At 62.2% G+C, this 24,172-nt stretch carries 22 protein-coding genes; 17 read left to right on the top strand and 5 right to left on the bottom strand.

Translation table 11 applies throughout. The annotated features are described in order from the left end of the window. Positions 1 to 1,243, bottom strand: a 1,243-nt coding sequence (locus tag HX817_RS16325) for an amino acid ABC transporter permease/ATP-binding protein (protein ID WP_256348762.1), incomplete at its 3' end; no start/stop codon positions are given. Between the two features lie 16 nt (positions 1,244 to 1,259). After that, entirely contained in the window at positions 1,260 to 2,105 is an 846-nt protein-coding gene (locus tag HX817_RS16320) for an ABC transporter substrate-binding protein (protein ID WP_008433837.1), read from the bottom strand. 263 nt (positions 2,106 to 2,368) lie between these two features. Between HX817_RS16320 and HX817_RS16315 the strand changes: the two genes are divergently transcribed. From HX817_RS16315 to HX817_RS16280, 8 genes are all read left to right on the top strand, one after another. Beyond that, on the top strand, positions 2,369 to 3,769 hold the full coding sequence (locus HX817_RS16315; protein ID WP_102604625.1) for a DHA2 family efflux MFS transporter permease subunit: 1,401 nt from the start codon (positions 2,369 to 2,371) through the stop codon (positions 3,767 to 3,769). 118 nt (positions 3,770 to 3,887) lie between these two features. Further along, positions 3,888 to 4,847 carry an AraC family transcriptional regulator gene (locus tag HX817_RS16310; RefSeq protein ID WP_134326674.1) on the top strand — a complete coding sequence of 320 codons (960 nt, stop codon included), beginning with the start codon at positions 3,888 to 3,890 and terminating at the stop codon, positions 4,845 to 4,847. Between the two features lie 85 nt (positions 4,848 to 4,932). Next, complete coding sequence (locus HX817_RS16305; RefSeq protein ID WP_177040590.1) at positions 4,933 to 6,309, top strand: Rieske 2Fe-2S domain-containing protein; 1,377 nt, start codon at positions 4,933 to 4,935, stop codon at positions 6,307 to 6,309. Continuing rightward, positions 6,306 to 6,794: a benzoate 1,2-dioxygenase small subunit gene (gene benB / locus HX817_RS16300; RefSeq protein WP_177040589.1), complete on the top strand. Its 489-nt coding sequence runs from the start codon at positions 6,306 to 6,308 to the stop codon at positions 6,792 to 6,794. The genes HX817_RS16305 and benB overlap by 4 nt, the downstream gene beginning before the upstream one ends. 10 nt (positions 6,795 to 6,804) lie before the next feature. Further along, a complete protein-coding gene (benC, locus tag HX817_RS16295; RefSeq protein WP_177040588.1) occupies positions 6,805 to 7,827 on the top strand; it encodes a benzoate 1,2-dioxygenase electron transfer component BenC in 1,023 nt (340 codons plus the stop codon). Positions 7,828 to 7,837: 10 nt separating this feature from the next. Beyond that, positions 7,838 to 8,599, top strand: coding sequence for a 1,6-dihydroxycyclohexa-2,4-diene-1-carboxylate dehydrogenase (locus tag HX817_RS16290; protein WP_008433831.1), 762 nt, complete (start codon positions 7,838 to 7,840; stop codon positions 8,597 to 8,599). A gap of 55 nt (positions 8,600 to 8,654) precedes the next feature. Further along, positions 8,655 to 9,989 carry an MFS transporter gene (locus HX817_RS16285; protein WP_177040587.1) on the top strand — a complete coding sequence of 445 codons (1,335 nt, stop codon included), beginning with the start codon at positions 8,655 to 8,657 and terminating at the stop codon, positions 9,987 to 9,989. 30 nt (positions 9,990 to 10,019) lie between these two features. Further along, complete coding sequence (locus HX817_RS16280; RefSeq protein WP_102604629.1) at positions 10,020 to 11,267, top strand: OprD family porin; 1,248 nt, start codon at positions 10,020 to 10,022, stop codon at positions 11,265 to 11,267. Here the strand turns inward: HX817_RS16280 and HX817_RS16275 are convergent. After that, positions 11,264 to 11,482: a DUF2790 domain-containing protein gene (locus tag HX817_RS16275; protein ID WP_177040586.1), complete on the bottom strand. Its 219-nt coding sequence runs from the start codon at positions 11,480 to 11,482 to the stop codon at positions 11,264 to 11,266. The genes HX817_RS16280 and HX817_RS16275 overlap by 4 nt on opposite strands. Before the next feature lie 110 nt (positions 11,483 to 11,592). Here HX817_RS16275 and HX817_RS16270 point away from each other — a divergent pair, with 110 nt between their 5' ends. Further along, the gene (locus tag HX817_RS16270) at positions 11,593 to 12,510 is read left to right on the top strand and encodes a LysR family transcriptional regulator (RefSeq protein WP_177040585.1); all 918 of its coding nucleotides are present in this window, start codon (positions 11,593 to 11,595) and stop codon (positions 12,508 to 12,510) included. Between the two features lie 2 nt (positions 12,511 to 12,512). Here HX817_RS16270 and HX817_RS16265 read toward each other — a convergent pair whose 3' ends face one another. After that, positions 12,513 to 13,307: a helix-turn-helix domain-containing protein gene (locus HX817_RS16265; RefSeq protein ID WP_003217152.1), complete on the bottom strand. Its 795-nt coding sequence runs from the start codon at positions 13,305 to 13,307 to the stop codon at positions 12,513 to 12,515. A gap of 127 nt (positions 13,308 to 13,434) precedes the next feature. On the opposite strand from HX817_RS16265, the gene HX817_RS31630 reads away from it, so the two are divergent. Genes HX817_RS31630 through HX817_RS16245 form a run of 4 tightly spaced genes read left to right on the top strand, consistent with a single transcriptional unit; the run spans position 13,435 to position 16,616 of the window. Next, positions 13,435 to 13,623, top strand: coding sequence for a DUF1656 domain-containing protein (locus tag HX817_RS31630; protein ID WP_032899212.1), 189 nt, complete (start codon positions 13,435 to 13,437; stop codon positions 13,621 to 13,623). Between the two features lie 10 nt (positions 13,624 to 13,633). Further along, positions 13,634 to 14,542 (top strand): HlyD family secretion protein, encoded by a 909-nt coding sequence (locus HX817_RS16255; RefSeq protein WP_102369129.1) that lies wholly within the window; start codon positions 13,634 to 13,636, stop codon positions 14,540 to 14,542. Next, positions 14,542 to 16,410: an FUSC family protein gene (locus tag HX817_RS16250; RefSeq protein ID WP_177040583.1), complete on the top strand. Its 1,869-nt coding sequence runs from the start codon at positions 14,542 to 14,544 to the stop codon at positions 16,408 to 16,410. The genes HX817_RS16255 and HX817_RS16250 overlap by 1 nt, the downstream gene beginning before the upstream one ends. Positions 16,411 to 16,430: 20 nt before the next feature. Next, positions 16,431 to 16,616 carry a hypothetical protein gene (locus tag HX817_RS16245; RefSeq protein ID WP_003217145.1) on the top strand — a complete coding sequence of 62 codons (186 nt, stop codon included), beginning with the start codon at positions 16,431 to 16,433 and terminating at the stop codon, positions 16,614 to 16,616. Positions 16,617 to 16,691: 75 nt separating this feature from the next. On the opposite strand, the gene HX817_RS16240 is transcribed toward HX817_RS16245, so the two are convergent. Then, complete coding sequence (locus HX817_RS16240) at positions 16,692 to 17,606, bottom strand: LysR family transcriptional regulator (protein ID WP_003217142.1); 915 nt, start codon at positions 17,604 to 17,606, stop codon at positions 16,692 to 16,694. A 248-nt stretch (positions 17,607 to 17,854) separates the two neighbouring features. Here HX817_RS16240 and HX817_RS16235 point away from each other — a divergent pair, with 248 nt between their 5' ends. The 4 genes from HX817_RS16235 to pgm all read left to right on the top strand — a co-directional run bounded on the left by HX817_RS16235 (position 17,855) and on the right by pgm (position 24,134). Further along, positions 17,855 to 18,877 (top strand): zinc-dependent alcohol dehydrogenase family protein, encoded by a 1,023-nt coding sequence (locus HX817_RS16235; RefSeq protein WP_177040582.1) that lies wholly within the window; start codon positions 17,855 to 17,857, stop codon positions 18,875 to 18,877. Between the two features lie 652 nt (positions 18,878 to 19,529). Beyond that, entirely contained in the window at positions 19,530 to 20,951 is a 1,422-nt protein-coding gene (locus tag HX817_RS16230) for a hypothetical protein (protein ID WP_177040581.1), read from the top strand. Between the two features lie 24 nt (positions 20,952 to 20,975). Next, positions 20,976 to 22,388 carry a PLP-dependent aminotransferase family protein gene (locus HX817_RS16225; RefSeq protein WP_003217136.1) on the top strand — a complete coding sequence of 471 codons (1,413 nt, stop codon included), beginning with the start codon at positions 20,976 to 20,978 and terminating at the stop codon, positions 22,386 to 22,388. A 99-nt stretch (positions 22,389 to 22,487) separates the two neighbouring features. Further along, entirely contained in the window at positions 22,488 to 24,134 is a 1,647-nt protein-coding gene (gene pgm / locus HX817_RS16220; protein ID WP_177040580.1) for a phosphoglucomutase (alpha-D-glucose-1,6-bisphosphate-dependent), read from the top strand. Positions 24,135 to 24,172: the final 38 nt, after the last annotated feature.

The raw sequence follows: 24,172 nt of genomic DNA, 5'->3' as shown, positions 1-24,172 counted from the left end.
GCATCGCCAGGGCGCGGGCAATCGCCACCCGTTGCTGTTGCCCGCCGGATAGCTGGTGCGGGTACTTGCCGGCGTGCTCCAGCATGCCGACCTTGCGCAACAGGGCCAGGCTCAACAGGCGCAGTTCTTCGCCGCTACCATGGGCATGGTAGACCGGCGCGAGCATCACGTTCTCAAGGGCGGTTTTATGCGGGAACAGGTTGAACCCCTGGAACACCATGCCGACATGCACGATGCCGCGCATATGCACCTTGTGCCCCAGCGCGCCTTGCGGCTCCTGGCTGCCACGCAGGAACGGCTGGCCTTGCAGGGTGATTTCGCCACGGTCGAGGCTTTCGAGGCCGTTCATGGTACGAATCAGCGTGGTCTTGCCAGAGCCTGACGGGCCGATGATCGACACCACCTCGCCCCAGCGCACATTCAGTTCGACGCCCTTGAGCACTTCCAGCTCGCCATAGGCCTTGCGCACCCCGCGAGCCTGCAAGGCAAACTCACCGGGCTCGGCCTGGCCGGGGGCACGACGCGTGGCCACCTGGTCGAGCACGGCGGGGGCGATGGCCTTGGGTTTGCGCCGGGTCACGTCCAGGTGGTTCTCCAGCACCCGCAACAGCCAACTGAACACCGTCACGATGAACACGTAATAAAACGCCACGGCCAGCATGGTCTCCATCACCAGGAAGTTCTGGGTGTAGAGCTGTTGGCCCACCAGCAGGATTTCCGAAAGCGAAATCACCGACACCAGCGAGGTGAGCTTGACTATGGTGATGTATTCGTTGGCCAGTGTCGGCAACGCAACCCGCAGCGCCTGCGGCACCACAATCAACCGCTGCACGCCGCGATAACCCACGCCCAGCGCCTTGCCGGCTTCGCGCTGCCCCTTGACCACCGCCAGCAGGCCGCCCCGATGGATCTCGGCGATGTAGGCCGCCTCACTCAGCACCAGGGCGATCAGGCCCGCGGAGTAGGGGTTGGACAACACCACGCTGGTGGACGGAAACACCTGCGGCAGGTTGTAGACGAAGATCAACAGCACCAGCAACGGCAGGCTGCGGAAGAACCAGATGTAGACGCCGGCGGAGTCCCGCAGCCAGCGGCGCTCCGACTGCCGCGCCAGGGCCAGGAAAAACCCCAGCACAATGCCCAGCAGCCAGGTTTCCAGGCTCAGTTCGACCACGGTGCCGACAGCTCGCCAGAAGTCGCCGTTCCATAACAAACCCAGGGTGTAGTGCCAATCGAATTGCATAAAGGTGCTCCGCGTTTCAGTTACCCAGTGCCGCACTGATCTCGGCGGCGTTCGGCTCGGCCAGGTTGTAGCGCGCCAGCAGCTTGCCGTAGCTGCCGTCCTGCTTGATCTGGCTCAGGGCGCCGGTCAGCGCCTGGAGCAGTGCCGGGTTTTCCTTGCGCACGGCCAGGCCGACCACCACCGGGTAGATCAACTCGCTGGAGCTGATCACGGTTTTGCCTTGCAGTTTTTCCACGGTGATCTTGGCAACCGCCGCGTCTTCCATCTGCACGTCCACCGCCTGGGCGAGCAGGGCCTGGGCGGCTTCCGGAGACGTCGGGAACTCACGCGACTCGATCGCCGGCTTGCCCGCAGGGAGGCAGTAGTCCGCCGAAACCTTGTTCAGCTTTGGCACCCACGACGCGCCCTTGATCGACCCGACGCGCTTGCCGCACAGGTCTTCCGGGCGCTGGGGCTTGAAGTCGCCGGTGCTGAGCACCATCAGCGAAGAACCGGTCTTCAGGTAGCTGAGGAAATCCACTTGTTTGGCGCGCTCGGGGGTGACGTACAGCGCCGAGGCCACCACGTCGAAACGCCGGGCGTTGACGCCGAGGATCAGGTTGGCGAAACGGGTGTCGAGAAAACGTGGTTTGAGCCCCAGTTGCTTGCCCATCAGTTGCATGAACTCCGGGTCGAAACCGGCCGGGGTCTTTTGCTCAAGGTAGGTGTAAGGCGGGTAGGTGAGGTCGGAGCCGATGGACAGCTCGCCCGGTTTCAGGGTGCCCTTGATTTCGGCAGCCGACAGCAGCGGCGTCACGCACGCCAGGGTGATCGCTAGCGCCAATGTGCGCAGGGTGTTCTTGCCCGTCAGACCTTTTTGCATGTTTGTCGCCTCGGTTGCTGGATGCAGGGAGATTTGGATTGTTCAACAATCCTGTATTGGCTAATAAGCGGTTATCGTGCCAACTAATGACTTTTCCAGGTTTTTGATGGGTTTTGGCGCGTGAGACAGCCGTTTTTTGCAAGCGCGCACCCCAATTCGGGGCAATTCGTTACCGGGCGCCACGTTGTGAGGCAGGCATTTCGCGGACCATAAAGGACGCACTTATTGATAAAGTGCCGATTCGAAACCATGAGTGAACAGCAATGACGTCGACCTCCCAACGCCGCTCAACCCTGATTGCCTTGTTGGTCGCCGTCACTTTCTTCATGGAAAACCTGGACGCCACAGTGATCGCCACCGCGTTGCCGGACATCGCCAAAACCTTCGGCGTGGGCGCGGTGGACGTGAACATCGGTATGAGCGCCTACATGCTCGCCGTCGCGGTGTTCATTCCCATCAGCGGCTGGCTGGCCGACCGCTTTGGCTCGCGGCGGGTATTCGGTTGGGCAATCGTGCTGTTCAGCCTGTCGTCACTGCTGTGCGGGTGGAGCGACAGCCTGCAGACCTTCGTCGCCGCGCGCGTGTTGCAGGGCATCAGCGGCGCGATGATGGTGCCGGTGGGGCGCCTGGCGGTGCTGCGGGCTACCGAGAAAAAAGACCTGGTGCGGGCGATCTCATTCATCACCTGGCCCGGCCTGGTGGCGCCGATACTCGGGCCGCCTGTGGGCGGGTTTATCGTTACCCACGCGTCCTGGCCGTGGATTTTCTACCTCAACCTGCCGCTGGGCCTGCTGGCGCTGATTGCCACGCTGGTACTGATCCCCAAACACGACGAGGTCACGTCCCGCTCATTCGATTTCAGCGGCTTCCTGCTGGTGGGTGTCGCCAGCGCGGCGCTGTTGTACGGCGTGGAACTGCTCGGGCAAAGCCGTGGCAGCTTGTTGCAGGGCCTGTTACTCAGCGCTGCAGGCGTAATGCTCGGCGCCTTTGCCTGGCGCCATATGCGCCGGCATGCCCAACCATTGCTGGCGCTGGGTGTGGTGAGTGTGCGCACGTTCAGTGTGTGCCTGTGCGGCGGGTCGATTTTCCGGGTGGCCATCAGCACCTTGCCGTTCCTGCTGCCGCTGATGTTTCAACTGGCGTTCGGCCTTTCTGCATTCGATGCGGGGTTGCTGGTGCTCGCGGTATTTGCCGGCAACCTGGCGATGAAGCCGTTCACCACGGCGGTGATGCAGCGCTGGGGCTTTCGCTCGGTGCTGATGATCAACGGCATCCTTGGCGTGCTCGCGATTGCGGCCTGTGCGCTGCTGGACGAGCGCATGAGCTGGGCGCTGATCCTGTTCATTCTGTTCGTGGGTGGCCTGTCACGCTCCATGCAGTTCACCTTGTTCAACACCCTGGGGTTCGCTGATATACCCAAGGCGCAGATGAGCGACGCCTCAACCTTGTTCAGCATGTTCTTCCAGCTGAGCATGGCCATGGGCGTGGCGATTGGCGCGCTGTTGTTACGTTTTGCCATGAATTTTCACGGCAATACCGGGCAGGCCGCCACCGCCGATTTCCAGCTGACGTTTCTTCTAGTGGCGGTGATCGCCGGCGTGGCGCTGCTGGATAACCTGCGGCTGCCGCCCCAGGCCGGTGAGTCGGTTTTGCAGCGAAAGTGAACCCACGATACCTTCGGGGTATGAAGCAACACCTATTGAATATTGGACGGCTTGCGTCCCCCGCATCACTCTGCGGTGAAGTACATACGCAGGGCCCATAACAATAAAAGGCGCAACCATGACCGTGCTATTGAGTGAGCGCAGCCAGATTTTCGACCGTGCAGATGCCTATGCCGTGTCCGACTACGTCAACCAGCATGTCGGCAGCCACTGCATCCGCCTGCCGCCCAAGGGCCGCCCGCAGGCGAGCATCAGCCACCGGACCTTTTCAAGCCTGGACCTGTGCCGCATCAGCTACGGCGCGCCGGTGCGGGTGACCTCGGTGGCGTTGGAAACCATCTACCACCTGCAGATCCTGCTGCACGGCCACTGCCGCTCGAGCTCCCGTGGCGAAGAACAGGTGTTGGGCCCCGGCGAAGTGCTGCTGATCAACCCGGATGACCCGGTAGACCTGACCTATTCCGCCGACTGCGAAAAATTCATCGTCAAGGTGCCCGTGCGCCTGCTGGAAAACGCCTGCCTTGAGCAGCACTGGACGTTGCCGCAGCCGGGCATCCGTTTTGCGGCGCCGCGCCACGCACTTGCCGAAATGGGTGGGTTCCTGCAATTGCTGGGGCTGATCTGCCATGAGGCCGAAAACGCCGCCGAACCCGAAGTGCAGGGCCTGTACGAGCGCATTGTGGCGAACAAGCTGTTGGCGCTGCTGGCCAGCAACGTCCTGCGGGTGATTCCGCGACCGGATCAGGGTAGGGGCTTTGAAGCCGTGCGTCAGTTCATCGAGGAGCACCTGGCCGACGACATCAGCGTCGAACAACTGATGGCCATCGCCAGGGTCAGCGAGCGTTCGTTGTATACCTTGTTTGAACGCCAGGTCGGCCTGTCACCCCGTGACTACATGCGCCAGCGCAAGCTGGAGCGGGTGCACGCCATGCTGCAACTGGCCACGGCGCGCAGCGTGACGGAGGTGGCGCTGGATCATGGGTTTGTGCATTTGGGGCGGTTCTCCGAGGCCTATCGCAAACGCTTTGGCGAGCTGCCTTCGCAAACGTGGAAGCGCCGGCTCGCGCCAGGCGGATAACGAATTGCAGTCAGCGGATATTGAGGGGTAGGGCAAGCACATAAGGTGGGGGGGCCTGATACAAGAACAACCGAGGGCCTACCCCATGATCAGCACATTCGACCGACTCGCCCGACAATTGCGCGACTCCGTCCAGGAAGATCCCGCCACTGGGGTGTTCCGCTGCCGCCGCGACATCTTCACCGACCCCGACCTGTTTGCCCTGGAAATGAAGCACATTTTCGAAGGCGGTTGGGTCTACCTGGCGCACGAAAGCCAGGTGCCGGAGATCAACGACTACTTCACCACCTGGATCGGCCGCCAGCCCGTGGTCATCACCCGCGACAAACACGGCACGCTGCACGGCCTGGTCAACGCCTGCGCCCACCGTGGCGCCATGCTCTGCCGCCGTAAGCAAGGCAACAAAGGCTCGTTTACCTGCCCGTTCCACGGCTGGACCTTCAGCAACGCCGGCAAGCTGCTCAAAGTGAAGGACGCCAAGACCGGCGCCTACCCCGACAGCTTCGACTGTGACGGCTCCCACGACTTGAAACGCCTTGGCCGCTTCGAAAACTATCGCGGCTTCCTGTTCGGCAGCCTCAGCGAGACGGTGCCGGAGCTGAGCGACTACCTGGGTGAGACCCGGGTGATCATCGACCAGATGGTCGACCAGGCCCCGCTGGGGCTGGAGGTGCTGCGGGGCAGTTCGTCATATGTGTATGACGGCAACTGGAAGCTGCAGATCGAAAACGGCGCCGACGGTTATCACGTCAGCTCCGTGCACTGGAACTACTCGGCGACCATGGGCCGGCGCAATTACGAAGCCGAAGGCACGCGCACCGTGGATGCCAATGGCTGGTCGAAAAGCCTGGGCGGCGTGTACGCCTACGAGCATGGCCATATCCTGCTGTGGACGCGCCTGCTCAACCCCGAAGTGCGTCCGGTGCATGCCCATCGCGAGGCGCTGGCCGAGCGCCTGGGCCAGGAACGCGCCGATTTTATCGTCGACCAAACCCGCAACCTGTGCCTCTACCCGAATGTGTACCTGATGGACCAGTTCTCCACGCAGATCCGCGTGGTACGGCCAATCGCGGTCGACAAGACCGAAGTCACGATCTATTGCATGGCGCCCAAGGGCGAAAGTGCCGAGGAACGCACCACGCGCATCCGCCAGTACGAAGATTTCTTCAACGTCAGCGGCATGGGTACACCGGACGATCTGGAAGAGTTCCGCGCCTGCCAGACCGGCTACCAGGGTGCGACCACCTTGTGGAATGACCTCAGCCGCGGCGCCAAACAGTGGGTCGAAGGCCCTGACGAAAACGCCCGGGCCATGGGCATGAATCCGCAGCTCAGTGGCGTCAAGACCGAGGACGAAGGCCTGTTCGTGCGCCAGCACGCCCACTGGGCCCAGAACCTGCAACGCGCTATCGAACGGGAGCAGCAAGGCTTGATCGCGACGGACAAGGAGGTGCTGGCATGAGTGCTTCCCGTGACCGCCTGCTGGACTTTCTGTACCGCGAAGCCCGCCTGCTGGATGACCGCCAGTGGGATGAGTGGCTCGAATGCTATTCACCCAGGGTCGAGTACTGGATGCCGGCCTGGGACGACCACGACACGCTGACCGAAGACCCCCAGAGCGAAATCTCGCTGATCTATTACCCCAGCCGCGACGGCCTGGAAGACCGGGTGTTCCGGATCAAGACCGAGCGCTCCAGCGCCAGCACCCCGGAGCCGCGCACCGCGCACCTGATCACCAACCTCGAAGTGCTGGCCGACGACGGGCAGCACGTGGAGTTGCGTTTCAACTGGCAAACCCTCAGCCATCGCTACAAGACCACGGATACGTACTTCGGTACCTCGTTCTATCGCCTCGACATCCGCGCTGAACAGCCGCTGATCACGCGCAAGAAGGTGGTGCTGAAAAACGACTACATCCATCAGGTCATCGATATCTACCACATCTGAGGACACGCCCATGACGTACTCCATTGCCCTGAACTTCGAGGACGGGGTAACCCGTTTCATCGACTGCAAGGTGGGTGAAAAGGTCCTCGACGCGGCCTTTCGCCAACGTATCAACCTGCCCATGGACTGCTCCGACGGTGTGTGCGGCACCTGCAAATGTCGCTGTGAAACCGGCGTTTATGACTTGGGCGACGACTACATCGAAGACGCCCTGAGCGAGGATGAAGCCGCTGAGCGCCAGGTGCTCACCTGCCAGATGGTGCCGCAGTCGGACTGCGTGATTGCCGTGCCGGTGCCTTCCGGTGCCTGCAAGACCGGCACCGCGCAATTTACCGCGACGGTGGCGAGTATTACCCGGCATGCCGATGCAGCATTGGAAGTCAGCTTCGAACTGGATCAGGCGCCGGTGTTCCTGCCGGGGCAATACGTGAATATCGGCGTGCCCGACAGTGGGCAGACCCGCGCGTATTCCTTCAGCAGTCGCCCCGGCGACAAACGCGCGAGCTTCCTGATCAAGCATGTGCCCGGCGGGTTGATGAGTGGCTGGCTGGAGCGTGCCCAGCCGGGCGACGCGGTGCCGATGACCGGGCCGCTGGGCAGTTTCTACCTGCGCGAAGTGGCGCGGCCACTGCTGTTGCTGGCAGGTGGTACGGGGCTGGCGCCGTTCCTGTCGATGCTTGAAGTGTTGGCCGAGCGCGAGGAAACCCGGCCGGTCACGCTGATCTACGGCGTGACGCGGGACCAGGACCTGGTGATGGTCGAGGCGCTGGAGGCGTTCGCCCAACGCCTGCCCAACTTCGGTTTTGTCACCTGCGTGGCCGACCCCCAGACCGCGCACCCCCGGCAGGGGTATGTCACCCAGCACATGGCCGCTGACGTGCTGAACGATGGCGACGTGGATGTGTACCTGTGCGGGCCGCCACCGATGGTCGACGCGGTACGCCAGCACTTCAAGAACCAGGGCGTCACCCCCGCCAGCTTCCACTACGAGAAGTTCACCCCCAACGCCATCGTCACCGGCGACGCCGCCTGAGGAATCCCCCATGACTCCACGTTTCAACACCCAGGTTGCGCTGGTGACCGGCGCCGCCCAGGGCATCGGCCGGCGGGTTGCCGAGCGTTTGCTGGAAGAGGGCGCCTGGCTGGTGGCCGTCGATCGCTCGGAACTCGTGCATGAATTGCAGCATGAGCGGGCGCTGATCCTCACCGCCGACCTGGAGCAGCATGCCGAATGTGCCCGTGTGATGGCCGCTGCCAAGGCACGGTTCGGGCGTATCGACATCCTGGTCAACAACGTCGGCGGGACCATCTGGGCCAAGCCCTTCGAGCACTACGCCGAGAACGAAATCGAAGCCGAGGTGCGCCGTTCGCTGTTCCCGACCCTGTGGTGCTGCCATTGCGTGTTGCCCTACATGCTGGAGCAGGGCAGCGGTGCCATCGTCAATGTCTCGTCCGTGGCCACGCGCGGAGTGAACCGTGTGCCGTATGGCGCGGCCAAGGGCGGCGTCAACGCCTTGACCGCGTGCCTGGCCCTGGAGACCGCCGGCAGCGGCATTCGGGTCAACGCCACCGCACCCGGTGGCACCGAGGCGCCACCGCGGCGGATCCCGCGCAACAGCCAGCCCCAGAGCGACCAGGAGCGCGTCTGGTACCAGCAGATCGTCGACCAGACCCTCGACAGCAGCCCGATGAAGCGCTACGGCAGCATCGACGAACAAGCCGGCGCGATTCTGTTTCTGGCCTCTGATGAGGCCTCCTACATCACGGGCGTCACCTTGCCGGTAGGAGGCGGCGACCTCGGCTGACCCAGCGCCGTACCTGCAGACACTGACTCACAACAACAATAATGAGAGCACTGCCATGCGTACCCATGACGTCAATTCGATTATCGATAATGCCCATTTCAATCGTTTCCACTGGCTGGTGGTCAGCCTGTGTGCTGTGCTGTTGATCTTTGACGGTTATGACTTGTTCATCTACGGCGTGGTCTTGCCGTCGATCATGAAGGAATGGGGACTATCGCCCCTGCAGGCCGGCGCTCTGGGCAGTTATGCGCTGTTCGGGATGATGTTCGGCGCGCTGGTCTTCGGCAGCCTGGCCGACAAGTTCGGTCGCCGCAAAGGCATCGCCATCTGCTTTGCCTTGTTCAGCGTCGCCACGGTGATTAACGGTTTTGCCAGCAACCCGACTGAGTTCGGAATCTGCCGGTTTATTGCCGGGCTCGGCTGTGGCGGCCTGATGCCCAATGCGGCCGCACTGATTACCGAATACGCACCGAAGAAAATGCGCAGCATCCTGATGGCGGTGATGTTTGGCGGGTACTCGCTGGGCGGCATGCTGTCGGCCGGCGTGGGGATTTTCATGCTGCCGCGTTTTGGCTGGTCGTCCATGTTCTTCGCCGCGGCGATCCCGCTGCTGCTGATGCCGTTGATTGTGTACTGGCTGCCTGAGTCCATCGGGTTCCTGATTCGCCAGGGCCGCAATGAACAGGCGCGTGAGCTGCTCAAGCGCCTGTCGCCGCAGACCCGGATCGACCCGCAAGACCAACTGCTCGTCAGCGCCGGTAAAGGCAAGGGCGCTTCGGTGCTGGAGTTGTTCCGCCACGGCCTGGCCTTGAGGACGGCGGCGATCTGGATCGCGTTTTTCTGCTGCCTGTTGATGGTCTACGCCCTGAGTTCCTGGCTGCCCAAACTGATGGCGGGTGCCGGTTACAGCCTGGGATCGAGCCTGTCGTTCCTGCTGGCGCTGAATTTTGGCGGCATCGCCGGGGCGCTTGTCGGTGGCTGGCTGTGTGACCGGCTTAACCTGGTGAAGGTGGTGATCGGTTTCTTTATCGCCGCGCTGCTCTCCATCAGCCTGCTGGGTATCAAGAGCCCGATGCCGGTCCTGTACCTGCTGATCTTTTTTGCCGGCGCCACCACCATCGGCACGCAAATCCTGCTGTACGCCGGCGCCGCACAACTCTATGGCTTGAACATTCGAGCCACCGGCCTGGGCTGGGCTTCCGGTATCGGTCGTACCGGCGCCATCGTCGGCCCGCTGCTGGGCGGCGTGCTGATGGGGATTGAACTGCCGCTGCACCTGAACTTCATGGCCTTTGCCATCCCCGGGGCCATCGCCGTGCTGGCAATGACGGCGTATGCGCTGAATGAACGTCGGGGCCGGCAGGAGGTGATCGCCGCCCCGGCGCAGTAACTGTCGATAACAATAACTAAGAGCAACGACATGAACACACAACGTATCTGGCTATCCCTGTTGGGCGTGCCGCTTGCGGCGACGGCGGCCGAGGGCGGGTTTTTCGAGGACTCCACCGCCACCTTGCAGGCGCGCAACTATTACTTCAGCCGCGATTTCTCGGACATCGTCGGCGCCAACAAGCAATCAAAGGCAGAGGAGTGGGGCCAGGGTTTTATCCTGACCTATAAATCCGGCTATACCCCGGGGCCCGTGGGCTTTGGCCTGGATGCCCTGGGCACCCTCGGCCTCAAGCTCGACAGCAGCCCGGACCGCACCAATACCGGCCTGCTCCCGGTCAAGGGCGACGGCAGCGCCCCGCATGATTACAGCCGTTTGGGCCTGACCTTCAAGGCCAGGTTTTCCAGGACCGAATTGAAGGTCGGCGAACTGCAACCGAACCTGCCGGTGCTGGCCTTCAGCGATATCCGCTTGCTGCCGCCGAGCTATCAGGGCGTGAGTGTCAGCTCCGGCGAAATCGCCGGCCTTGCGCTGCAGGCCGGGCACTTGACCACCACCCGCCTGCGCAACGAAGCCGGCGACGAGAAAATGATCGCCATGCTCGGCCATGTGCCGCAACGCGGCGCTGAAAGTGATGGGTTCAACTACGTCGGCGGCGACTACGCCTTCAACACCAACCGCACCAGCGTCAGCTACTGGCATGGCCAACTCAAGGACATCTACCGCCAGGACTTTGTCGGCCTCAAGCACAGCCAGCCAATGGGCGAGTGGACGCTCGGCGCCAACCTCGGCTACTACGATGCCCGGGAAGACGGCGACAAACTGCTCGGCAAGATCGACAACCAGGCGTTTTTCTCGCTGCTGTCGGCCAAGCATGGCGGCCATATCTTCTACGTCGGTTATCAAGCCATGTACGGCGACAGTGCCTTCCCGCGGGTCTTCGCCAACATCACGCCGCTGGGCAACGAAGTACCCACCTACGAGTTTGCCTACACCGACGAGCGCTCCTGGCAAGTGCGGTACGACTATGACTTCGTGGCGCTGGGCATTCCGGGGCTGACCACCACCGTGCGTTATATCACCGGTAACAACGTGACCACCGGCGCGGGTTATGAAGGCAAGGATCGCGAGCGCGACCTGGATATCGGCTATGTGGTGCAAAGCGGCACATTGAGCGGCCTGGGCATTCGGGTGCGCAATGTCATGGCCCGTTCAAACTACCGCAGCGACATCGACGAGAACCGGCTGATCCTCAGTTACACCTGGAAGCTGCTTTAAACCCCGCCCTGGCACGTGCCCATGACCTGGTAGTGGACGGTATGGCTGGCGCCCTGGCTGTCGAGATACACCATGGTCGCCGGTTCTACCTGGCAACTGCCCGGCACGGGCGTGATTGAAACAACGTGTTGGATATCCAGCGCTTCATTGCTGCCGGCCGCTATGGCGCCGGCGGCGGTGAAAAACAGGAGCAGGCTGAGCCATTTGATATTCATGATGAGTTCCTCTGTGAGTAGGGTTCATTTTAGTGATTGCCGCAGCGGGATAAAGACAGGAACAGGTGAATGACTCGTACGTATCACGTAGCAATCGAGGGGCAATGTTGATGGATTTGCTCAATGGCATGCGGGTGTTTGCCCGGGTTGTCGACACTGGCAGCTTTGCCGCAGCGGCCGAGGCGCTGGACCTGTCCGGGGCACACGTATCACGGTTGATCTGCGAGCTGGAAAAACACCTGCAGACCCGCCTGTTGCAACGCACCACCCGGCGCCTGGGCCTTACCGATTCGGGCGAGCGCTTTCTGTTGCGCTGTCGCGACATTCTTGAAGACGTCAGGGAAGCCACGGCAGAAGCCAGCGGCGCGCACCTCAACCCGCGCGGGCGATTGCGGGTGCATTGCATGAGCGGGTTGGGGGTGCTGATCACGCCGCTGATTGCCCGCTACAGCGAGCAATACCCGGACGTGTCCATCGAGTTGACCCTGTCCCAGCACAACCCGGACCCGCTTGAAGAGGGTCACGACGTGGTGATCTCCATCGCCCATTCGTTGCCGGATTCGGCGCTGGTCAGCCAGACGATCGGGCAGTTGTTCAGTGTGCCCTGTGCGGCACCGGGGTATCTGGCCCGGTACGGCGTGCCCGAGCATCCGCAGCAGTTGATGCAGCATCGACGGTTGCATCTGCAGGATTTCCAGGAGGATGCGTGGTTGTTCAAAGGGCAAGAGGGCGAGATTGCGATTTCGCCGGGTGACACCTTCAGGACCAATGTCGCGGATGCGATGGTCAAGGCGACGCAGGAAGGAATGGGCATCAGCTTGTTGCCGTTCTTCAGCGCCAACCCGGCGCTGCGCGAGGGCTCGTTGGTGCGGCTGTTGCCCGGATATCGGCTACGGGAGCGGAGCATTTTCGCGGTGTATCCATCAAGGCGCTTTCTGGATGCCAAGGTGCGGACGTGGGTCGGGTTTTTGCAGGCGCGATTGCCGGGGTTGTTGGCGGAGCAGTTGGCAGTGATTGAGGCACCTTGAGGCTAGCGCGTTGCCGTACGGCGAATGTAGCGCGCCGGCGACGAGCCCAGTGTCTTGCGAAACATGCTGATGAACGAACTGACCGACTCGTACCCCAGCGCCTCGGCGGTTCGTTGCACCGACTCGCCCTCGGCCAGGCTCTGCAAGGCCACGATGATTTGCCATTGTTTGCGCCATTGGCCAAAAGTCAGGCCCGTTTCGCTCTTGACCAGGCGGGCCAGGGAGCGCTCGCTCATGGCCACCTGGCGTGCCCACTGGGCCATGGTGCAACGGTTTGACGGGTCCTGGGCCAGGCCGCGGGCGATGAAGCGCAACTGCGTAGCAGCGGGGAGCGGCAGGTACAACTGCTCCGAAGGAGCCAGTTCCAGTTGTTCAAGGAGCACGCTCGCCACGCGCGAATTGGCAGAGGCAGGCGGATAATCCTGGGGCTGGGCACTCAGGTGCAGGATCAACGCCAGGACCAGCGGCGAAAGCACCAGCGTGCAGCATTTCTCCGGTAGCGCGGCGGCGCCGGGCTCGACAAACAGATAGCCGATCCTGCCGTTGGCGGTCACCCGGTTGCTGTGGGCGATACCGCCTGGAATCCACACGCCGAAGCCCGACGGCACCATCCACACGCCATCCTCTACGGTACACACGATACCGCCGTGATACGCCACCACCAGTTGGCCTTTGCGGTGGCTGTGCACGGGGAATTCGGTGTCGTTGCGCTGGCTGCCGAGCATCAACGCGACGGCGGGCTGATCAAAACTGTCCAGTTCGAATTGATCAACGCCCTGGAGCTTCATCTCGCCCATGTTGCACCACCTCGATTGTCTGAAATTGATTATATCCTGGCAGCATACTCAATATCGGCACGACCTTGCAGTCCCTACCATCTTCATCAAGGCGATCAAGGTGATTGCCGACTGCGAGATTCAACCGATGCTCAGCGAAATCACGATTGCCCACCTCTACATTCCTCCGTTCTTGCTCTACGTCGGCGTTGCAGCCCTGGTGTACGGGCTACTGGAGCGGGCCCTGCGGCGCTGGCTGGATTGGGCCTGGCACCCCAGCCTGGCGCGTTTCTTTGTGTCGCTGATCGTGCTCTCGACCTTGGTTCTGAGCTTTTGAGGGCAGCGCGATGATCATCAAACACATCCTCAAGACCCTCGTCACCCTGGTGCTCGGGCTGGCCGCATTGCTGTTCTGCACGCAACTGTGGCGTGCCTATGAGTTGGCCCCCTGGACGCGGGACGGGCGTGTCAGCGCGCAAGTTATCCGTATTGCCCCCGAGGTGTCCGGCCAGGTCGAACACCTGCTGGTGGGTGACAACCAGTGGGTCGCCAAGGGCGCGTTGCTGTACCAGATCGATCGCAGCAGCTACTTGCTTGCCCAGCAACAGCGCACGGCCGAGCTTGCCGAGGCGCGCAGTGTTTTCGAGCAGCGCAGTGCACAGCTCAAACGCCGCAACCAGCTCGGCGATGCGATTGCGCGGGAGGAAACCGACAACGCAGCCCGGGACCTGGCGGTGGCCAGGGCGCGCCTGGATGCGGCCCGCAGCCAACTGGCCCATGCGCGGCTGGATCTGGACCGCACGACGATTCGTTCGCCGGTCGACGGCTATGTGACCCAGTTGCGGCTGCAGCCGGGTGACTACGCGGCAGCGGGCGAGACCAATATCTTTGTGGTCGATAGCCATAGCTTCTGGGTCACCGGTTACTTCGAGGAGACCAAGCTGGCCGGTGTTCGGGTGGGGGCTGCGACGTCCATCAAGCTGATGGGTTTTTCACCGCTGCTCGAAGGGCATGTGGCGAGCATTGGTCGGGGCATTGCCGACGGTAACGAGCTGCGCAGTAACAGTGGTTTGCCCCAGGTGGCGCCTACGTTCAGCTGGATACGCCTGGCCCAGCGCGTGCCCGTGCGGATTGAACTGGACAAGGTGCCGCCCGGTGTGGAGCTGGCGGCGGGGATGACCGCCAGCATCGAGGTTGCCGAGGAGGGCACGGCGCCGCGCTGGAGGCTGGTGCAATGGCTTCAGGCGTTCATGTGATGCTCCGTGCACTGCGCATGCTGGGGGCATGGGAAGCTGCTACCTCGGGCTATGTGCTGCGTAGTCTTTTGGCGGCCTCATTGGCCCTGTGGCTGGGGTTCCAATTACACCTGGATTCGCCGTTCTCGGCCGCCTCAACCGTGTTGTTGCTGATCCATCCGCTGCAGGGGGCAGTGGTTGGCAAGGGCTTCCACCGGGCACTGGGCACCCTCGTGGGGTTGGCTGTGGCATTGGTCCTGACCAGTCTGTTCGCCCAGCAAATGCTGCTGTTTATCCTCGGGATCGGGGTATGGCTGGGCCTTTGTGTCGGCGCCATGACCGTGTTTCGGCACTACCAGGCCACGGCGGCGGTGGTCGCCGGCTACACCGTTTGCCTGGCCCTGGGGCCCGCCATCGTCGCGCCGCAGCAAGGTTTCGAACATATCGTCGGACGGGGCACGACCGTTGTTCTGGGGGTGTTGAGCCTGAGCCTGGTGGCCACATTATTCAGCCGCAAGACCGTCGAGCGCACACTGACCATGGCACTTCGCGACGTCTCGTCGCGCACCCTGCGGTTATTGGCCGTGCGGTTTGACGGCGGGCCGGCGCGTGCGCAGGACCCGCTGGCCATCGATATCAGCAAAGTGGACGACCTTCTCGGGATTGGTCGGGGCGAGTCGGTGCTGATCCGCGCCAGGCTGGCGACCCTGCAGGCAGGACTTGCGTATCTGCATGCCGTGGTGCTCGACGAATGTGCGATACCTTCGCACGCTGGAATCGGCGCACAGTTGCGCCGGCTGGCTGAAGCCATGCCCGGGTTTTGCGTGGCGGCCGATCGTGTCCGGGAGCTGCAAGCCAGCCTTGAACCAGGCGCGAGCCAGCGGCGTCTGAATGAACCATTGGCCGAACTGGCCAGCGCCTTGTCGAGTTTTGCCTGCCTTGAGCGCGCGCCCCTGCCGCCGGCCCGCGCCGTGGGGTTTCACCGACACTACGGCGCTGCACTGCGTAACGGTGTGCGAGCGTTGCTGGCCACGCTGGCGACCGGTGCTGTCTGGTACCTCACCGGCTGGGACCAGGGGCCAACCTTGCTGGCCGTACTGGGTCCGTTCTGCACCTTGCTGGCCACCAGCGCGGCGCCCGAGCAAGGCATTGCGAGCCTTGCCAGGGGAACCTTCTACGCAATCCTGGCAGCGGCGGGGTGCAAGTTCCTGCTGTTGCCGCACATCAGCGGGTTCGGGTTGCTCACGGTGCTGCTGGTTGCGTTCTGGGCGGTCGGGATTCATGCCACGACCCGGCCGCGCCATGCCCTGCAAGGCGTCGCCTACCTGATTACGTTCAATACCCTGGTCGGCACCGCCGGGACCGCCCAATACGACTTCGCTGACTTCGCGAATCAAGCCCTGGCCTGGATGGTGACGCTTGCTATCTGCCTGCTGGCCTTCCAGTTGCTGCCGGGGAAACCCGCCAGCCACGCCGCCGTCCTGAGGACCGCGCTGCACAAGGACACACGCCGGTTACTGCGTCACGGGCACCGCATGGATCTTCTGAAGTGGCAGGCCACGCAACAGCACCGGATGGTTGCCCTGCAAGCGCTGTCGGGCGCCGATGAGGCCGGTGCCGTCTCGCTTCAACTGGGTCGACAGTTAAGGTTGCTGCACCGCAAGACACGCGACCTGAAGCCTGATTCATCAATCGCCAGGTGTGTGCAAGCGGGCGATCGGCGTATTGCCAGATATGCCTTCGATTCAGCGATCAGCGCGGCCCAGGCCCGGCGTACGTCGAGATCACTGATCCGCCTTGGTGCCCGCGACCTGGCTGCTTGTTACCGGGATTTGGCGTGGTTGCTCGACCAATACCAGCGTGCCGATATCCGAACCCGTTTCAGCTAAAACAACGAAGGTGAGATGAAATGAAGCAACTCCTTATCTGGACGCTTTTCGGGATGATCGTGTCTGTGCCAATGGCGGTGCAGGCATCGGACGGGGCTGAGGCGCTGGCCCGCTGGCAACAGCAATTCAAACAAGAGCAAAAAAAGCTCGCCGAGCATCGGGCGCCTGGCCGTGATTCAAGGCCCAAGGCCGATCGCCAGCGATGAGCCGGTTCCCGGGGAATTGCAATCTGTTCAGAGCGAAGTGACGAGTTCGGTGTGATGCCCGGCGGTGCTGTTGCTTTATAGGCTGTCCGGGTCGCCAAAAAACATCTGAATCCGCGACCTTAACCACCGTTCCCCCGGATCATTGTCCTGTGACCCACGCCACGCCATGTGCAATTCAAATGTGCGCACCGGCAGTGGCGGCTCCTCAGCCCGCAAGCCACCCGCTGAAGTCAACGCTTCAGCGGCATAGTCCGGCACGGTCGCGACAATATCGGTGCCCGCCAGCAATGTCCCGAGCCCATTGAACTGCGGCACAGCCAGGACTACGTGGCGCTTGCGGCCCAGTTTTTCCAGTTCTTCATCCAGAAACCCGCTCAAATCCCCGGCAAACGACACCAGGGCATGGGGCCGGGCGCAGAAGTCATCCAGGCTCATGGAGCCCGGCATGCTGTCGGCTCGCAACAGCATCGGCTTGCTGCGGCGCAGGACTTTGCGTTTGGCGTTGGCTGGCAAATCGGTGGTGTAGCTCACGCCGATGGAGATTTCGCCGGAGGCCAGCAGGCCGGGCATCAGGATGTAGTTGACGCGGCGCACTACCAGCACGATGCCGGGGGCTTCGGCCCGCAGGCGCTTGAGCAGCAGCGGCAGCAGGGCGAATTCGACGTCGTCCGACAGGCCGATGCGGAATACCGCGGTGCTGGTGGCCGGGTCGAATTCGGAGGCGCGGCTGACGGCCGTGGAAATCGAGTCCAGGGCCGGGGAGAGCAGGGCGAAGATTTCTACCGCACGGGCCGAGGGCTCCATGCTGCGTCCGGTACGCACGAACAACGGGTCGTCGAACAGGCCGCGCAGGCGTGACAGGGCTGCGCTGATGGCCGGCTGGCCAAGGAACAGTTTCTCGGCAGCGCGGGTCACACTGCGCTCATGCATCAAGGTTTCGAATACGATCAACAGGTTGAGGTCGACACGACGCAGGTCGTTACGGTTCATCTTGTGTCCCAGGCGGCGTCAGTAAACTTGACGGGAGCGGTCATATAAGAACAATGACCGGCATGAATCTTACGGGGAAAGGCTGGTACTCTGCACCGGCTAATTCAGTTTTCCTACATGGCTTGGCACCTTTTCCGTATGTGCGGAATCAATGACAGGCATGTCGACTATTAACGGCGACCGGTGGTCTTGCCCCGAAAGCCCAGATAGAGTTCATGGCAATAGAGGTTACTTTGACGAGGTTTGCGATGTCCCGCACGATCCGTTTTCACAAGTTTGGTCCGGCCGAGGTGCTCAAATGCGAAGAGCATGCAGCCGCTAAGCCCGCACCGGGCGAAGTGCAGGTGCGCGTCGAGGCGATTGGCATCAGCTGGTACGACATTCTGTGGCGCCAGAACCTGGCGTCGTCCCATGCCCGCTTGCCTTCCGGCCTTGGCCATGAAATGGCCGGCGTGGTGGTGGCCGTTGGCGAGGGTGTCGACGACCTGGCGGTGGGTGACAAGGTCGCCAGCTTCCCGGCCGAGAGCCCGAATGACTACCCGGTGTACGGCGAACAGATCGTCCTGCCGCGCTCGGCCCTGACCCGCTACCCGGATGTCCTGAGCCCGATCGAAGCCAGCGTGCACTACACGCCGTTGCTGATTGCCTACTTTGCGTACATGGACCTGGCGCGGGTCAAACCCGGGCAATTCGCCCTGGTAACGGACGCCAGCCACTGTGCCGGCCCATCGTTTGTGCAGCTGGGCAAAGCCCTGGGGGTGCGGGTGATTGCCGCCACCAAGACCAGTGATGAGCGCGAATACCTGCTGTCCCTCGGGGCGGAAAAGGTGATCGTTACCGAAGAACAGGACCTGCTGATGCAAGTCAACAAGTTCACCGACAACCGCGGCGTAGACGTGGTGTTCGATGGCTTGGGTGGCCCGCAGATGTCGTTGCTGGGTGATGTGCTGGCGCCGCGTGGCAGCCTGGTGCTGTACGGCCTGCAAGGTGGCAACCAGACGCCATTCCCGGCCTGTGCGGCGTTCCAGAAGAACATTCAGTTCTTTGTGCACTGCATCGGCAACTTCACCGGCAAACCGGAACTGGGCATCATCCAGGACCATGTGGCCTTGCAGCGAGCCTTGCGTGACATCAACCAACTGACCGCCGACAAGGTGCTGGTACCGCTGAAAACCACGGTATTTCCGTTCAGCCAGTTCGTTGAAGCGCACCGCTATATGGACGAATGTCCGTGCCGTGAACGGGTTGCCTTGCAGGTAGAAACTGTTTGATCTGTGGGAATATTCTCAAGCGAGTATTCCTGCCCCCTGGGCGCATGGGGCAAATGCGCCATTTGACAGGACTTAACCTGCCCACCGCTTGAATCGGGATTTCAGCACTTCAGCCCGATAAACCAGATGTATGCCCCTGACGCCGCCCTGAATCCCAGCGCGGCGTTGTCGTGTTTGCACACTCGATACCCCATGCAAGCCCCCATCTGAACCGGTTTTAGCCGGCGTTCTGTATCTGTTAATCATTATTCAAGTGCCGATAATTGCCCCGTCACTTTTATCTCAAGGATTGAGCAATGATTGAATATATGAAATCACCCCGTACATCCGTCAAGCCCAATAATGTTTCCCATGGCTGTTTTGCCGGAACATCAATATTGAAGTGGGTTATGTCGGATGCTTCTCTAGTTTGTAAGTTAAAGCAGCGTAGGAAGTTGTCAGAGCGTTCCTAAGACTTTCGGTTTGGGCTGCGTGCCCCTTGGCTTGGCGCCTTTTCGGGACTGGAAGCCCCCAAAGGCCGGCTTGGCAGGTAGGGCCCGGTGCTAATCTCCATTGAATGTCACATGTTGTAACGCCCCTACAGAAACAACAGGTCAGGCAAATGCCGTCAACGATTGCCCGAAACTGATATTTCAACTCAGGTAGTAGAACTATGAGCGCTATTCACGAACAAGCCATGAACTATGTCTATCAACAAGTATTGCAACGCTTGATAGGGCATTTCTCTCGAACAGAACGTACCTCGCTCCAGTTATTGATTCAACGAATCGTGGTAGCGGCAGGCGGCATGGAGCGGATCGGTGAATACAAGGTGCTGGTCGCTCACGGCGCAGGCGCCGGCAGCAGCTATGTCCTGGCGTTGTTGCGGGCAGCCCAGCTGACGCTTGCAGGCCGGGCGCCGCGGACGTTTCAACTGCGGGTCGCGACCCTGCGCCATGCCGGCATGTCGCAAAATGCCCTGGACACGCTGCACCGCGGCTACAGCGCGCTGTTCCTGCATGACGATGCGCGTGTCGAATTGCTGATGGTCGAGAATCAGGAAGTCTTGCCGTTCAACCACCTGCGGCCGGCCTCCAGTGCGGCGCGCGACACCAGCCGGCGCAATATGCTGATGGTGGGGCACCTGACCTCGGGAGATCTTCGCCAAACCCTGTGCAACGACGCCTACCTGGCCCTCGGTGACTTTTACCAGCGCGTCACCACCTGCAATGGGGGCGTGCACGCGCTGGTCAGCGGTGACTCCGCGCGCAAGCAGCGGGAGTACCTGGCGTGGCTGAAGAAGGCTGCGCTGGCGAGCGGTGCAGAGGTCCCGCCGCGCCAGCCTCTGGTGCTCAGCGGACTGTTCGCGCGCATGGATGAGTGGAGCAACGCCTATTACTGCGACCTTTACGGCGAGCGCTACGCCGTCGCCGATAAGTCCGACACGGACAACCATCGCCACTTGGCCTATATCGGCGCTGCCGACCTTAAGGACGCGGCCGAATACTCCTCCGGGCCGCTGTTGCGTCAGTTCATGGGCTATGAACCGGACGAGTTTGGCTTTCATTTCAGCCACGCGAGCTATGCGAACCCGTTGCTGATGGCCCATCTGCGGGGCCTGCAGGCCGAGTGCCTGCGGGAACTGGATTACGAGGAGGGCGCACAGGGCTTCATGCAGCAGGCCGCGCTGTTCATGCGGCGCAAGCAGATTCCCGAACACCTGATTGCCCAGGCAGCGACCCAGGATGGTCGAGCGCTGGCGGCCGACTACGCCCAGGCGCTGTTCGGATTGGATGAAAGCCAACTGAACTGCCTGATGTTTTCGCCGTTTATCCGTCACGGCGAGCGTCTCGAAAGCTTTTTGCGCCAATGCCACCCCGGCATGCTGGTGGCGCTCCCCGAGCTGCACAAGGCGCTGCAAGGCAAGCCGGTGGCCGAGATGCTGGTGCAATGGGCCATCGACACCAGCGGGTTGCCGATCGACCTGCTGCAACATCTCTATCGCAAGCGGCCAGCCACCGGCGTGCCGGGCATGGCCGAGACGCCACAGCAAGGTGCGCCCGCCCTGGCAGCCTACCAACTGGCGGGGCGTTAAGCGGGTGGCGGCGGGTGACCAGCGATGAACCTCAGGGACGACCGGCAAACCGACTTCGCCTACCAGGCGGTGTATCGCTACATGATCAACCTCATCGGCGAGGTGGGCACGGATGCCCGGGTAAAACTGCCATCATTGCGGCAGCTGGCGGAGCGCCTGAATGTGTCGATCTCGACCATTCAATACGCTTACTCGTTGCTCGAGAAGGAGGGCCGGGTGTACTCGGTGCCCAAGTCGGGCTACTACGCCTGGCCGGTATTGAATAAACCGCCAGGCAGCAGCGGTGGCGACCTGCTGGAGCGCCTCTATGCCAGTGCGCGACGCCCGGGAATGCGCGTGCTCAGCGCCGATGAGCCGGCACTTGCGGCGTCACTGGACGCAGCGCTGTTGCTGCTCGAGCGCGAACTGTTGCGGCATTACCCGCATCATCTGCAGCCATGGTCGCAGCCCTGTGGTGTGTGGGAACTGCGGGCGACGCTCGCGGCGCGCTATACCTCGTCGCCAACCCGTTGCTGGCAGGCGGACGAGGTATACATCGGCGCCGACTTGCGCGGGGTACTGGAAATCCTGATCGAGGTGCTGGGTCTCAAGGGCGCTGCGATCATCGTCGAATCCCCGTGTGACTGGCTGATCCTGCGGTTGTTGCAGGGGGCAGGCGTGAGGGTTCTCGAATTGCCATTCACGGCGGACGACGGCCTGGACCTGGCGTTGTTCGAGCACTTGCTCAGCACCGAGCCGGTGCAGCTGGCGTTGCTGTCATCCGGTGTCAGCCTGCCGTCCGGCGTAGTCCTGTCCACCCATGACCGCCTGCAGCTAGTGCGATTGCTGGACCAGCATGGCTGTTGGTTGTTAGAAAATGACAGCCATGGTGACCTCGGCTTCGGGCAGCCAATCACCGCGTTACGGGACCTGGCCAATCCCGAGCGGCTGATGGTGTTTTCCACGTTCGAGAAGATGCTCGGGCCGGAAGCGCCGTTTGGCTATTTGCTGTCGCGCCACCTCAGCGGCGAGCTGCAGCGCCAGTTCCTGTTGCGCGCATTCCGGTTGTCCTCTATCCGCCAGCGCGCGATTGCGCGGCTCTATCAAAGCGGGCGCATAGACCAGCATCTGCGGGAGTTGCGCCCGCAACTCAAAGAGCAGGCCCGGCTCATGGGCCTGCGGCTGGACACGCATCTGGGCAACCAGGTGAGCTACCGAATGCCCGCCGCTGGCGCGACCTTCTGGTTGCGCTCAGAGGCCCCGGTGGATATGCGCCAGGTGTTCCAGCGCCTGCTCACCCGGCAGGTGGTGATTGCGCCGGGGGAGTTGTTCAGCCTCAGTGGCCTGCACTGCCAGCATCTGCGGCTGAGCCATGCCGTTGACGGCGCCCATAACCTGGAGAATGCCCTGGATGAGCTGGCTCTGGCGCTCAGGCAGGCACAGACCGGCGCTGAATGAAATTTCGCTGATTGCTGTAGGATTTATAACGTCGCGGAGCAGTCCAAGTCCCAGTAAACTGCACTTTTTTCCGAATCCTTCTCTTTCAGAGGTTTATGCATGACTCTCAGTCCTTTTGCGGGCAAGCCGGCACCAGCTCAGTTGCTGGTAGACATCCCGCGACTGGTAACGGCCTATTACACCGGCCAGCCTGATGCAGCGATCTCCACCCAGCGCGTCGCCTTTGGTACCTCCGGGCACCGCGGCAGCTCGTTCGACCTCAGCTTCAATGAATGGCACGTGCTTGCCATCAGCCAGGCCATTTGCCTGTACCGTGAAGCCCAGGGCATCAACGGCCCGCTGTTTGTCGGCCTCGACACCCACGCGTTGTCCACCCCGGCCGGCGCCAGTGCGCTGGAAGTGCTGGCCGCCAATGGCGTGCACGTGATGCTCGCCGAAGGCGATGAGTACACCCCGACACCGGCGATTTCCCACGCCATCATTTGCTACAACCGCGGCCGCACCAGTGGTTTGGCCGACGGCATCGTGATCACGCCGTCCCACAACCCGCCACAAAGCGGCGGCTACAAGTACAACCCGCCCAACGGCGGCCCGGCCGACACCCACATCACCAAGTGGATCGAAGCCAAGGCTAACGAACTGCTGGCCAATAAGCTGGCCGGGGTCAAGCGCATCACCCATGCCCAGGCGCTGAAGGCCGACACCACTCATCGCCACGACTACCTCAACACCTACGTGGCCGACCTGGTCAACGTCATCGACTTCGATGCCATCCGCAACGCTGGCTTGCGCCTGGGCGTCGATCCGCTGGGCGGAGCAGGGGTGCGCTACTGGTCGGCCATCGCCGAGCATCACCGCCTGAACCTCGACGTGGTGAACACCGAAGTGGATTCGACCTTCCGCTTCATGAGCGTCGACTGGGACGGCCAGATCCGCATGGACCCGTCCTCCAGCTACGCCATGCAGGGGTTGATCGGCCTCAAGGACCGTTATGACGTGGCCTTCGCCTGCGACCCGGACCACGACCGCCATGGCATCGTGACGCCGTCCGGTGGCTTGCTGGCGCCGAACAACTACTTGGCCGTGTCCATCGACTACCTGTTCCAGAACCGCCCCGAATGGTGCGCTGATGCTGCGGTGGGCAAGACCGTGGTCAGCAGCGGCTTGATTGATCGCGTGGCCAAGCGCATTGGCCGTCGCCTGTACGAAGTGCCGGTGGGCTTCAAGTGGTTTGCCGATGGCCTGTTCGACGGTTCGCTGGGTTTTGGTGGCGAAGAAAGTGCCGGCGCCTCGTTCCTGCGCAAGGACGGCAGCGTGTGGAGCACTGACAAGGACGGTTTGATCCCGGCGCTGCTGGCGGCGGAAATGACCTCGCGCAAAGGCCAGGACCCAAGCCAGATTTATCGCGGGCTGACCGATGCACTGGGTGAGCCGTTCGCCATTCGTGTGGATGCCAAGGCGACTCCGGCGCAGAAGGCCTTGTTGGGCAAGCTGTCGCCAGACCAGGTGACGTCCACGCAGTTGGCCGGGGAAAGCATCCAGCAGATCCTCAGCCACGCGCCGGGCAATGACCAGGCGATCGGCGGGCTGAAAGTCATGACTGAAAACGGCTGGTTCGCCGCACGGCCATCGGGCACCGAGGACATCTACAAGATCTACGCCGAGAGCTTTATCGGCGAAGATCACCTCAAGCAACTGGTGGAAGAGGCCCAGGTGTTGGTGGACGGGGCGATCTCGGCTAACTGATACCCAACCTATGACTGATTAACCTGTGGCGAGGGAGC

It is taken from the genome of Pseudomonas sp. C6002 (genome assembly GCF_013385805.1).
GTDB lineage: Bacteria > Pseudomonadota > Gammaproteobacteria > Pseudomonadales > Pseudomonadaceae > Aquipseudomonas.
This window is presented reverse-complemented; position numbering and strand designations above follow the sequence as displayed.